This is a genomic window from Pseudomonas sp. ANT_J12, from assembly GCF_008370045.1.
Classification (GTDB): domain Bacteria; phylum Pseudomonadota; class Gammaproteobacteria; order Pseudomonadales; family Pseudomonadaceae; genus Aquipseudomonas.
Genome location: NZ_VOBN01000022.1, coordinates 1 through 12,647 on the forward strand (window position 1 = coordinate 1; position 12,647 = coordinate 12,647).

Below are 12,647 nucleotides of genomic sequence, written 5' to 3' on the forward strand. Positions count from 1 at the left end.
TCCCGAACTCAGCAGTGAAACGATGCATCGCCGATGGTAGTGTGGGGTTTCCCCATGTGAGAGTAGGTCATCGTCAAGATTAAATTCCGAAACCCCTATCTGCGTATGCAGGTAGGGGTTTTGTTTTAGTAGAAGTCACCTTTTTTGCTGGCACGTTGCTGCGGTAACGGGCTGGTCACAGAATTTCTTGACGACCATAGAGCATTGGAACCACCTGATCCCATCCCGAACTCAGCAGTGAAACGATGCATCGCCGATGGTAGTGTGGGGTTTCCCCATGTGAGAGTAGGTCATCGTCAAGATTGAATTCCGAAACCCCTGTCTGCTAACGCAGACAGGGGTTTTGTCGTTTTGGTGCCGACAAAATCTCAAGCGCCAGCAATGCCGATCCAGACGCTCAAGTACACCGTTCGGCGGGAAACTGGCGTGAATGTCATCCATTTCATACAAACCCCTAAGATTTCTCCTACTCGTGCCGAAAAACTGGTGAGACATGCGTGCACCAAAGTAGAGCGGCCTCAGAAAGCTGCCTGCGCTGTTACATGGAATGTTGCAATCCGGAACGCATCCCCACTTTTTGCATAAGAAGTCCCATGAAATGAATCTCAAGTTCAGCCATAAAATCCTGCTGGCCGCTTCAGGCGTCGTGGTGCTGGCTTTCGCGTTGTTCACTTTGTACAACGACTATTTGCAGCGAAACACCATCCGGCAGAATCTCGAATCCTCCGTGCAGCAAGCGGGCGACTTGACCGCCAGCAGCGTTCAGAACTGGATGAGCGGCCGCGTGCTGGTATTGGAGAACCTGGCGCAGAACGTTGCTCACCAAGGGGCGAATGCCGATCTGCCAGGACTGGTGGATCAACCCGCCTTCACCTCGAACTTCCAGTTCACCTACGTCGGCCAGGCCAACGGTGTATTCACCCAGCGGCCTGACGCGAAGATGCCGGATGGCTACGACCCACGTCAGCGTCCCTGGTACAAACAGGCCGTCGCTGCCGACAAGACCATGCTGACCCCGCCTTACATGGCCGCGGTCGGTGGCCTCGTTGTCACCATCGCCATGCCGGTGAAAAAGAACGGCGAACTGCTCGGCGTTGTCGGCGGTGACCTGAGCCTGGAAACCCTGGTGAAGATCATCAACTCGGTGGACTTCGGTGGTATCGGCCACGCATTCCTGGTCAGCGCCGACGGTCAGGTGATCGTCAGCCCGGACAAAGATCAGGTGATGAAGAACCTCAAAGACATCTACCCAGGTTCCAGCGTACGCATCGAGAAGGGTAATCAGGACGTCACCCTGAACAAGCAGGACCGCATCCTCTCGTTCACCCCGGTGAGTGGCTTGCCGAATGCCGAGTGGTACATCGGTCTGTCGATCGATAAGGACAAGGCCTACGCACCACTGAGCCAATTCCGTACCTCGGCACTCATCGCGATGTTTATCGCCGTGAGCGCCATTGCCGTGCTGCTGAGCCTGCTGATCAACGTATTGATGCGCCCGCTGACCACTATGGGCCGTGCGATGAAAGACATCGCCCAGGGCGAAGGTGACCTGACCCGCCGCCTGGCCGTGGAAAGCAAAGACGAATTCGGCGAGCTGGGCGGTGCGTTCAACCAGTTTGTAGAACGGATTCACGCGTCGATTTCCGAAGTATCCTCGGCGACCCGTCAGGTCCACGACCTGTCGCAACGCGTAATGGCCTCGTCCAACGCCTCGATCATCGGTTCCGATGAACAAAGCGCCCGCACCAACAGTGTGGCCGCCGCGATCAACGAGCTTGGCGCCGCGACTCAGGAAATTGCGCGCAACGCCGCCGATGCTTCGCAGCACGCCAGCGGCGCGAGCGAGCAGGCCGACGACGGTCGTCAGGTGGTGGAGAAAACCATTCTGGCCATGACCGAGCTGTCGCAGAAAATCAGCCTGTCCTGCACCCAGATCGAAACCCTGAATGCCAGCACCGACAACATCGGGCACATTCTGGATGTGATCAAAGGCATCTCCCAGCAGACCAACCTGCTGGCCCTGAACGCGGCCATCGAAGCGGCCCGTGCCGGTGAAGCCGGTCGTGGTTTTGCGGTGGTGGCGGACGAAGTGCGTAACCTCGCCCATCGCACCCAGGAATCGGCAGAAGAAATCCACAAGATGATCACCTCGCTGCAGATCGGTTCGCGCGAAGCGGTGACCACCATGAACGCCAGCCAGGTCTCCAGTGAAGAGAGCGTTGAAGTGGCGAACCAGGCCGGTTTGCGTCTGGTCAGCGTGACCCAGCGCATCGGCGAGATCGACGGCATGAACCAATCGGTTGCCGCGGCGACCGAAGAGCAGACCGCGGTGGTGGAAACCCTCAACGTCGACGTCAACCAGATCAATCTGTTGAACCAGCAAAGCGTGGCCAACCTCAATGAAACGTTGAAGGATTGTGATGCGCTGTCGTTGCAAGCCAACCGTTTGAAGCAATTGGTCGACAGCTTCAAAATCTGATCCAACGATGTACAAAAGCCCGCTGCGGATCACCTCCACAGCGGGCTTTTTCATGCCTTACGCAAACAGCTTCAGCACATTGTTCATCGCGTCATCGGCAAACCCCTGCACGAAGTCCTGGAACCCCGGCAGCGCCTCGGCGCCACCCTGGGCCGGTTCGGCGATGATGGTCCAGGTCGCCCGGGACTTGCCTACCCCCAGGGATTCCACGTTCATCGCCGCCCACAAGTTGGCTACGCCCAGCGTGTTGTAGATGGTCGTCCAGGTCATGCTCAGCGCCTGGTCGTCCCGGGAGTTGAGTTGCTCGACCACCAGATTGCCGTCCTTGAAGACTTTCTTGCGCAGGGACGACACGCCTTCGCCGGTCATCTCGATGTGCGACAGCGCGGGGATGAATTTATCGAAGCCGGCAAAGTCGCCGACCACCGCCCAGACTTTTGAAGCGTCCGCCGGCACTTCCACCGAAGACGCCACGTGGCAGCCGTGTGGGTTTTGGATCAGGGTATCGGGTTGCAGGGTTTTCATGGTCTTGCTCCAGTGGGGTGGTTCAGATGAAGTTGATTTCTTTGAGGTAATCGCAGCCGCGACGCAGCAGCGCCGGGGACTTTTGCGGGTAGTGCGCGCCCATCTGCCGGACACCGGCCTGAGCGTTGTCGTGGCCGATCATCGAGATGTCGCCGATGTCTTCTTCAAAGCCGTTGAGGTAGAACCCCAACACACCGAACAGCGCGTTTTCGCTATCCACTCGGCCCAGTTGCTGCTGCCAGTCGGCGACGCTGACCATCGAGAACTCCCGACCGGCCTGGCGAAACGAATCCACGTAGGCATCCCAGCTCAGCGGTTCGGGGTTGTGCAGGTTGAACACAGCGTGTTCCGGCTGATAACGGCTGGCATGGAAGGCGATGAAGCGAGCGAGGAAGTCCACCGGCATCAGGTCGAAGTTCAGGGAGAACTCCGGCACCTGGCCGAGCTGGATCGAACCCTTGAGCATCAGCATCAAGCGATTCTTGTGCGGCTGGCAGACGCCGGTAAGGCTGTTGAAACTTATGTTGCCGGGGCGATACAGGTTGACCCGCACACCGCGCCCGCGCGCCCGCTCCAGGATCCGCTCGCCCACCCACTTCGACAGGTTGTAGCCGTTCTTGATGTAGATCGGTGGCGTTTGCGCGGCGGGCAATTCCAGCACCCGGCCATCGTCAGAAATCGTGCTGGAGGCCGAGAGCGTCGAGACGAAGTTGAAGATCTTCTTGCTGCGCCCTTCACACAAACGCAGGCACTCGAAAATCGGCTCGACGTTGTCCCGCGCCAGCGACTCGTAATCGAGCACGTGATTGACGTTGGCCGCGTTGTGCACCAGTGCGCCGAACTCTCGATCCAGGCGCTCGTAGACGTCCTGCGTAAGCCCCAGCAACGGACGCGTGATGTCCGCCGCGTAAACCCGCACCCGATGCAGGTCCAGATGCTCCAACCGGTTCTCGCGCAATGCCTGGGCGAAGCGCTCGGCCGCCGATTGCCCACCGCCATCGCGCACCAGGCAAGCAACTTCAGTGGCGCCCCAGGCCAGCAACGCCTCGACGATGTGCACGCCGACAAAACTGTTGGCGCCGGTGACGATCACCTTATGCACATCGCCCATGCGGCTGACTGGCAACGGCTGGATATCCAGCTCGCGGAAGGCGTCGGCCATCGCTTGTTCGCTCAACACTTCTTCGGTGCCCGAGCCGCGCACCAACGTCGCCAACTTCGCAATCGTCGGCAACTCGATAAAGCGGTTGATCGAAATGCTGCGCCCGAACTCCTCACGCAAACGCAACAACATGCGCGACAGCAGGATCGAGTGGCCGCCGAGATTGAAGAAGCTTTCGTCGGTGGATATGTCGCTGGCCGGCAGCTCCAGCAACTCGGCCCAGATCTCCAGCAGCAACGCTTCATCGGCACTGGCCGGCAACCGACGCGCACTGTTCTCCAACACGGTCACCGGCAGCGCCAGCAGCGCCTTGCGATCAACCTTGCCGTTGCTGGCGAATGGCATGCTCGCCAGTTCGGTCCAGGCAACCGGTTGCATGTAGTCCGGCAGGAACTGCACGGCGTGGGCCTTCAACGCTTCGCGGGCGACGCCGGGCTGGTCCTCCTGGGGCTGGGCGAGGAACGCCAGGATCCGCCGCTGGCTGTCGATGACCACCGCCACCTGCCGGTACAACTGACTGTCGCGCAGGCAGCGTTCGATCTCTTCCGGCTCGACCCGGAAGCCGCGGATCTTCACCTGATTGTCCCGCCGCCCACACAGCTCGATACCGTCGCCCGTCCACTTCGCCATGTCGCCGGTGCGGTAGGCGCGCAGGCTTTCACCGGTCGGCAGGCTCAGGTCCAGATAACGTTCGGCGGTCTGCTGCGGGTTGTTCAGGTAACCCAGGCACACGCCCGGGCCGACGATGTACAACTCACCGACGGTCTGTTCGGCGACGGGTTGAAAATCCTCATCGAGAATCAGCACCTGACTGTTGGCAATCGGGCCGCCGAGGGTGCGGTTGTTGTCGCCGGGCCGTAGTTGCCGCGCGGTGATCAGCACCGTGGCTTCGGTCGGGCCGTAGAGGTTGTGGAGGTTGCCCTGGCGGGTCAGTTGCTCGATGACGTAGGGTTCGCAGACGTCGCCGCCCGTCATGACATGATCCAGCACCTGCAACTGATCCAGCGGCAGAATGCTCAACAGCGCCGGCGGCAGGAAGGCGTGGCTCAGTTGCTGATGACGGATCAGTTCAACCAGTTGCAACGGATCACGGCGTTGATCATCGCTGGGCACGATCAGCTCGGCGCCCTGCAGCAGCGTCGGGAAAATATCGATCAGCGACGAGTCGAAACTCAGCGACGAGAACTGCAGCACTCGACTCTGTTCCGTCAGCTGCACGTAGTCGGCGTACCACGCGGTGAAGTGCGCGAGATTGGCCTGGCTGAGCAACACGCCTTTCGGGTGCCCGGTGGTGCCCGAGGTGTAAAGCGCCATGCAGGGCGCATCGAGGACGGGGCGTCGACGCATCAACGGTTGATCGAGATCCGCGTCAGCGATGTCGATACGGCTGATGTCCAGGCCTGGCACCTGACCCGTCAGGGGATGCTCGCCATCATGCAGCAGCAACACTGCCCCGGCGTTTTCCAGGATGTATTGCTGACGTTGCAGCGGATGGCTCGGCTCCAGCGGCAGGTACACCGCACCGCTGCCCAGAATCGCCAGGATCCCCGCGTACAACGCGCTGCTTTTCGGCAGGCAGATACCCACCACCAACGACCCTTGATGTTGATCGAGCAACGGCTGCAAACGCTGCTGGATCGCACGGCTATGGGCATGCAATTGACGATAGCTGAGCGAGGTGCCGGCGATGTTCAGCGCGGGGCGTTCGGCGCAGTGGATAAAGCGCTGTTCAAGCCGCTCGATCATCGGGATCTGGCCCCGTTGCAGCAGCTCGGGATTCGCCGTGAGATTGAGTTGGTGGACGAAGGCCAAGTGCTCCAGAAACAGCAGGTTTTCCACGCGTTCGAAGTGCGCGGGCGCCGTCGTTTCGGCGAATTGAAAATACTCGGTATCCCGGGAAAAACGGCTGACCAGCAGTGCCACGTGGTCCACCAGATCCGCCACCGCGCGCAGACGCAACGCCTGTCCGTTACCGGAAGGTTCCTCGGCAATCGGTACGCGTGTGAACAGCGTCCTGCCGTAGGTGCACAGCAGGTCCAGAGTTGGCAGGCCCGAAGCCTCACCAACACCCAGCTGCAACGTCAATCGCGGCACTTCACCGAAGTCGGGAAAGGCCAGGCTGGCATCGTCGATCACCAAATCGACGCTGCCCAACCCTGGCTCGCCGACATCCGTCAGGCGTACCAGTGAATGTCCATGTAGTTCGAGCTCCAGCGCCAGGTCGGTCAAGGCCTGGCTCTGCCCTATAAGCACAATGTCGAGACGTCTCATGATGTTCTCCTCGTTAAACCAGGTAGTCGCTCAAGGCTTCTTGAACGCACGGCGAATCGAGCAGCGAACTGCTGCGGAAGAACCGCACGATGTTGGCGACCAGCGGGTGATGGCGATTGATCGGGAAGGCCAGCCCCGAGACTTCGCTCTTGAGTGCCCGGCGCGCGGCGTCACTGATCTGCAAGGACTCAATCAGGCGAAAGTCGAAGGACTTCTGAAGGTCGTTGGTCAGGTAATGGGCGATGAACACCGGCAGGATCCGGGCGATGCACTGGCGGTCGGCTTCGCTCGCGGTGTGCCAGTAGATGCGCACCAGACGCGCCCAAAAACTCGAGTGGCGACCCTCGTCCAGCAAGTGATCGGCCATCAGCCCCTTGATCGACTGCTTGACCGTGTCGTCCTTGGCGAACGCCGCCACGTCACCCGTCACGGTGTTCTCGGCGATGGCCACGCAGATCAGTTCCACGGCGCTGCGCAGGTGTTCCGGGGCCAGGGCCACCGCGGCCGGAATCGCCCGGCTCAGCTCGATTTCATCCGGCAACTCGATCGGCGTGATGCCGGTCATCGCCACGGTTTGCTGCATGAAATCCATCGCCACCAACGCGTGGTAATCCTCGTCTATCACCACAGTCATGGCGTCGTAGCGGCAGGCGAACGGGAAGGCCACGGTGAAGCGATTCTTGGCGATGCTGCGGGCAGTCTTGTCGACGATCTCGGTTTCGAAAATCACCACGTCGTTGATGAACTTGTAGAGCGTCTGCACCAGGGCGAAGTCCCGTTGTTCCGGGCATTCGCGCAGGAAGGTTTCGCTCAGCACCAAGGGTTGGCGGCTCAACGGATAGATCAGCCTGGTGTCGTTCTCCAGCACGCGCCGAGGGCGGGTGCGGATGGTGGCGCGGCTTTCCCAGGCGTCGGCGAAGGATTGGTAGTCGGCAGCGTTCATGCGCTCACCTCACCGACGGATTCACTCATGCTGACGCGCAAGCCATCCCACAGGGCGATGCGGCTTTCCACGGCGGCGATGGCGCTGGCGTACACGTCTTCCTGGCGTTGCGGGTCGCCATCGATCAGCCGGGCGAGGAGTTTTTCCGCTGCGGGGCCGTGGTCTTCGGAGTCGACTTCGATGTGGCGTTCCAGGTAGTAACGGAAGGTCGGCGCCTGTTCGATGCCAATGCCCCAGTCGTCGAGAATCCGCTGGAACATCTGCGGGATCACACTCTCGCGACCATGCAAAAACGCGGCAGCCACACTATGGCCGGGGGCATGCAGCGCGGTGTGCAAGGTGTCGCGCACAAACTGTGCGGCGGCGGGGTCGACGTCCACGCTTTGCAGGGCCACGTCGTAGCTCACGCCTTCCTTCTGCAGCGCCACGAAACGTTCCACCGCCGCGGTACTTGCACCGACTTCGCGCATCGCATCCAGGTACAACTCGAAATGGCTGTAGTGACCATTGGCGGGACGATCATCGGACTCTTCGCCGAGCACAATCTCGTTGATCAGTCGCGCTGCCTGCGGATCTCGCGGCGGCAGCCAGGGCAGTTGAACGCAGGTCAGTTCCTGTTGCAGGCGCTTGGTCAGCGACATGAAATCCCAGACCGCAAAGACGTGGGTTTCCATAAAGCGCTGCAGGATGGAAAGCGAATGTATTTCGCCAAAAATCGGGTGGGCGCTAAGTTCTGCTTTCTTTTGATTGAGACGGTCTTTAGTCGGTTTCATGGGCGAGCCTATAAGTTAGTGGGAATACCAAAGTGGGACGTAATCAATAAGCGACAGTGGGTTAATGTTTTCTGTTGGCGAGCGCGGGCCTCAATCGAATTGATGTGTTTAAGTAATGAAACAGTCTTTGCGGGCCTTGTGGAATCTGGCTTGCGCCTGGATCCAATGTCGGCGGAGAAAAACTAATACATCAATAAAGTTCCCGGCAAGTTATTTTTATATTATTTGAAAGTTCAACTTTCGCGGGCGCGACAAGTTCCGATAAAACTTCTGGCTCAAGTTTTATTTGGATGAAGTTGCTCCTTCCGGCTTATATAAGTCAGAATCGAATAAGAGAGTGAATGCCTCACTCAGAGCAACTTTAAAACTGCAATCGTTGGTGTGATCTGAGGGGATGGAAGTTGGCCGGGAGTACGCCGTTGACTTCCTTTCCCGTGGCAAGACTCCTTCCGTAGGTTCTTGGTGCGTTGACTGCGCCGTGGCTGCGGCGCGTCATCCGTCATTGTTGGGTTGGCAGGCCCAAGAGTGAGCGTAAATGGCGGCAGCCGCTATCGTTGGTGCGTCATTCGATGACTGCATTTATCGAGCTGGAAGGGGGCGTTGCAGGCGGGACTCAGGACTGGCAGGAACGGCATCGCACGGGCGATCAGAGATAAGTGAACAGGGGATTTGTAAGAAAGCTATTCGCCGAGTAACCCAGGACGGGTATCAGCCAGGCAAGGCGAGCGCAATGGCTCGCCCGCGCGCGGGGTGTCGTACTACTTCAAGGTTTTTTCTGGGCGACAGAGCTGGCGAGGTATTGGGTGATGACCTCGACACCGCGATTGAGGTGATGCTCCAGCAGTTTTACCGCGCGTTCGGTGTCCCGGTCTTCGACGGCTCGCAACAGGTCCCGGTGATCTTCCTGGGACAGCTTGCCCAGGCCCATCGCTTCGAGGTTGAAGCGCAGGAAGCGCTCTTCTTCGTTCAACCCGTCTTCCACCAGGCGCAATAACCGGCGATTGGGTGCCTTGTTGTACAAGGTCATGTGAAACAGCCGATTGAGCCGACCGAGCTCGGTGTAGTTGTGCTCGGTTTCCAATTCGTCGATGTAGCGGGCAGCCAGTTCGAAATCGGCGGCTTCAAGCAAGGGAATCGAGCGGCGCAGTGCTTCGGATTCAAGCAGGATGCGCAGTTCATAGGTTTCAGCGGCGTCGCCCTGAACCAGCGCGGCGACCACGGCGCCTTTGTGGGCGACCACATTGAGCAACGCTTGCGCCTCGAGCTGGCGCAACGCTTCGCGCACCGGCATGCGGCTGACACCGAACAGGTCGGCCAGGTCTTGCTGGCGCAGGGCGGTACCGCACGGGATGCGCCCGTCGAGAATGGCCGAGCGCAGGGTTTCTTCAATAACCGAACGCGCCAGATGAGCGGGTATCGGCCCGTTGACCTTGATGCTGTTTAACGGATTGGGCTTCTGTGTCACTACTACGCACCCTGAATGACTGAAGTTGTTATTGGATCCAATGGACACTAGTGACTGTTATACACGTTGTCAAACCTTGTAAAAGAACGCTGCAACAATACCTCACGCCCGTCACTTTGTAGGATCTGTCTTGCGCGGCAATCTTTTTATGATCAGCCACATATCAAGTCTAGCGTGGCAACAGTGATTGCACCGTGCCATTGTCTTTTATCGAGCTAAGCTTCACCATCAACCGATTCCCACCTGCCTACCCTGGATGCCTTGCATTGGCGGTACGTTTCGCGATCCCTCGGATGATGCGCTGGCTGTGCTGCGCGCTGCTGCTGGCCGGCGTCATGCTGGGCGGGTTGCATGCCGACTGGGATTTTTCCCTGATCAGCCATCGCGCTCAGGCCATTTACGGGCCGTTGGGCGAGGGGCAGCAACGCATCGATGCCTGGCAGCGTTTGCTGGCGACCCAGAAGCAGGTCGGCGAGATGGAAAAGCTCAACGTGGTGAACCAGTTCTTCAATAAACAGATGCGCTACGAAGAAGACATCGACCTGTGGCACGAAGTCGACTATTGGGAAACCCCGATCGAAGCCTTGTGGAAAGGCGCCGGCGACTGCGAAGACTACGCCATCGCCAAATACTTCAGCCTGCGCCATCTCGGGGTGTCCAGTGACAAACTGCGCATCACCTACGTCAAGGCGTTGCGCCTGAATCGGGCGCACATGGTATTGACCTACTATTCGACGCCCGAGGCGATGCCGCTGGTGCTCGACAGTCTGATCAACGAGATCAAACCCGCCAGCCAGCGAACCGATTTGCTGCCGGTCTACTCTTTCAATGCCGAAGGCTTGTACCTGCCCGGCGCCAAGGGCAACAAGAAAGTCGGCGACACCAAGCGCCTGTCCCGTTGGCAGGATGTGTTGAAGAAAATGCAGGCCGAAGGATTTCCGGTCGAGACGACTAACTAGGAGCACGCGCTCAGATGTCTTTGTTCAAACAGCTGTTGATCGCTATCTGCCTGTTCCTTGTGGTCGCCTTCACTGGCAGCTTCATGGTCAGCCTGGAGAGCTCGCGCACCCAGTACGTCAACCAGTTGCGCTCCCACGCCCAGGACGCCGCCACGGCGCTCGCATTGTCCCTGACGCCCAATATTGATGACCCGGCGATGGTCGAGTTGCTGGTCAGTTCGATCTTCGACAGCGGCTACTACGCGAGCATCCGCGTGGTCGACCTCAAGACGGATCAAACCATCGTCGAGCGCAGCGGCATTCCGGCGGTGAACAACGTGCCGGACTGGTTCGTCAAAATGATCGGCCTGGAGCCGGCCGGTGGTGATGCACTGGTCAGCCGGGGTTGGGAACAAGCGGCGCGGGTCGAGGTGGTCAGCCACCCGATGTTCGCCCTGGCCAAGTTGTGGCAGAGCGCGCTCGGTAGTCTCGGCTGGTTGCTGATCTGCGGCGCGGTGAGTGCGGTGTTGGGCGCGCTGCTGTTGCGTCGGCAATTGAAACCGCTGGACTACATGGTCCAGCAATCCCACGCCATCGCCCGTCGCGAGTTCCTCAGCCTGCCGGAACTGCCGCGCACCCCGGAACTGCGCCGGGTAGTGCAGGCGATGAACCAGATGGTCGAGAAGCTCAAGGCGCTGTTCCAGGAGCAGGCCGAGCGCAGCGAAAAACTGCGGGTCGAGTCGTATCAGGACAACCTCACCGGCCTCGCCAACCGGCGCTATTTCGAAATGCAATTGAACGCCCGGGTGAGCAACCCGGAGCAGGCCAGTTCCGGTTATCTGTTGCTGTTGCGAGTCAAGGACCTGGCCGGTTTGAACCAGCGCCTGGGCGGTCAACGCACCGATGATTTATTGAAAGCGGTGGGCGAGCAATTATCCCGCGAGTGCGCCAAATACCCGGAAACCCAGAACCTCGTGACGCGGATTCGCGGCGGCGAATTTGCCGTGCTGGCGCCGGGCCTGGTGCGCGAAGAAGCGCTGCAACTGGCACAGAACCTCGACAGTGCATTGGCCAGTTTGCACGCGACCGGTGCCACCGATGTGGCGTCGGTGGCGTCCATCGGGTTGGCGCCGTTTGTTCATGGCGACTCGCCGCAAGCGGTGCTCGGCCTGGCGGATCAGGCGTTGGCGCAGGCCGAAGGCCAGGGCGAATCGAGCTGGGCGTGCCTGGACCACAGCGCCTCGGCCAGTGTCGGCGACGACCATCATGCCTGGCACAATTTGCTGGATGTGGCGCTGAATCAGCAGCGCTTCGAGTTGTACTTCCAACCGGTGGTGGCGGCACAAGACACCACACTGGTGCTGCATTACAAGGTGTTGTCGCGCTTGATCGATGATCAGGGTCAGACCATCCCCGCCGGACGCTTTCTGCCGTGGCTGGAGCGCTTTGGCTGGACCGCGCGGCTGGATCGGCTGATGCTGGAATTGGTGCTGGAGCAAATGGCCGGGCATGAAGAGTCCCTGGCGCTGAACCTGTCGTCGGCGACCCTGGCGGATCCGCAGGCGTTGAATCGAGTCTTCGAGATCTTGCGTCAGCACTCGAACCAGGGTGAGCGCCTGACCCTGGAAATCGGCGAAGAGCAATTGCCCGAACAAGCGGTGCTGGAACAACTGACCCGGCGTCTGCGCGAGCTGGGCTTCTCCCTGAGCCTGCAACGGTTTGGCGGGCGGTTCAGCATGATCGGCAACCTGGCACGGCTGGGGTTGGCGTATCTGAAGATCGATGGCAGCTACATTCGGGCGATTGACCAGGAAAGTGACAAGCGTCTGTTCATCGAGGCGATCCAGCGGGCGGCGCACAGCATTGATTTGCCGTTGATCGCCGAGCGGGTCGAGACAGAGGGGGAGCTGTCGGTGATTCGCGAGATGGGGTTGTATGGGGTTCAGGGGCAGTTGTTTGGTGAGCCCAAGCCCTGGAAGTAACCCGCTGATCGTTCCCGCGCTCTGCGTGGGAATGCCTCCAGGGACGCTCCGCGTTCCAGCCTCACTGCCGGCATTGCGCCTGGCACCGTTGTGACGCAGAGCGTCACGG

At 59.8% G+C, this 12,647-nt stretch carries 8 protein-coding genes and 1 rRNA gene; 4 read left to right on the forward strand and 5 right to left on the reverse strand.

Annotated features, from left to right (window positions below; all coding sequences use genetic code 11):
- Positions 1-186: 186 nt before the first annotated feature.
- A 5S ribosomal RNA gene (gene rrf, locus FQ192_RS28485) occupies positions 187-302 on the forward strand.
- 296 nt (positions 303-598) lie between these two features.
- The gene (locus FQ192_RS28490) at positions 599-2,479 is read left to right on the forward strand and encodes a methyl-accepting chemotaxis protein (RefSeq protein ID WP_149661508.1); all 1,881 of its coding nucleotides are present in this window, start codon (positions 599-601) and stop codon (positions 2,477-2,479) included.
- Positions 2,480-2,536: 57 nt separating this feature from the next.
- On the opposite strand, the gene FQ192_RS28495 is transcribed toward FQ192_RS28490, so the two are convergent.
- From FQ192_RS28495 to FQ192_RS28515, 5 genes are all read right to left on the reverse strand, one after another.
- On the reverse strand, positions 2,537-3,004 hold the full coding sequence (locus tag FQ192_RS28495; RefSeq protein ID WP_149661509.1) for an SRPBCC family protein: 468 nt from the start codon (positions 3,002-3,004) through the stop codon (positions 2,537-2,539).
- Between the two features lie 22 nt (positions 3,005-3,026).
- Positions 3,027-6,437 (reverse strand): non-ribosomal peptide synthetase, encoded by a 3,411-nt coding sequence (locus tag FQ192_RS28500; RefSeq protein WP_149661510.1) that lies wholly within the window; start codon positions 6,435-6,437, stop codon positions 3,027-3,029.
- A 13-nt stretch (positions 6,438-6,450) separates the two neighbouring features.
- Entirely contained in the window at positions 6,451-7,380 is a 930-nt protein-coding gene (locus tag FQ192_RS28505; RefSeq protein WP_149661511.1) for a diiron oxygenase, read from the reverse strand.
- Positions 7,377-8,153, reverse strand: coding sequence for a DUF3050 domain-containing protein (locus tag FQ192_RS28510; RefSeq protein ID WP_149661512.1), 777 nt, complete (start codon positions 8,151-8,153; stop codon positions 7,377-7,379). The genes FQ192_RS28505 and FQ192_RS28510 overlap by 4 nt, the downstream gene beginning before the upstream one ends.
- A 763-nt stretch (positions 8,154-8,916) precedes the next feature.
- On the reverse strand, positions 8,917-9,618 hold the full coding sequence (locus FQ192_RS28515; RefSeq protein WP_149661513.1) for a GntR family transcriptional regulator: 702 nt from the start codon (positions 9,616-9,618) through the stop codon (positions 8,917-8,919).
- A gap of 266 nt (positions 9,619-9,884) precedes the next feature.
- Between FQ192_RS28515 and lapG the strand changes: the two genes are divergently transcribed.
- Both lapG and lapD read left to right on the forward strand, forming a co-directional pair.
- Entirely contained in the window at positions 9,885-10,577 is a 693-nt protein-coding gene (gene lapG / locus FQ192_RS28520) for a cysteine protease LapG (protein ID WP_149661514.1), read from the forward strand.
- 14 nt (positions 10,578-10,591) lie between these two features.
- Positions 10,592-12,538: a cyclic di-GMP receptor LapD gene (lapD, locus tag FQ192_RS28525; RefSeq protein WP_149661515.1), complete on the forward strand. Its 1,947-nt coding sequence runs from the start codon at positions 10,592-10,594 to the stop codon at positions 12,536-12,538.
- Positions 12,539-12,647: the final 109 nt, after the last annotated feature.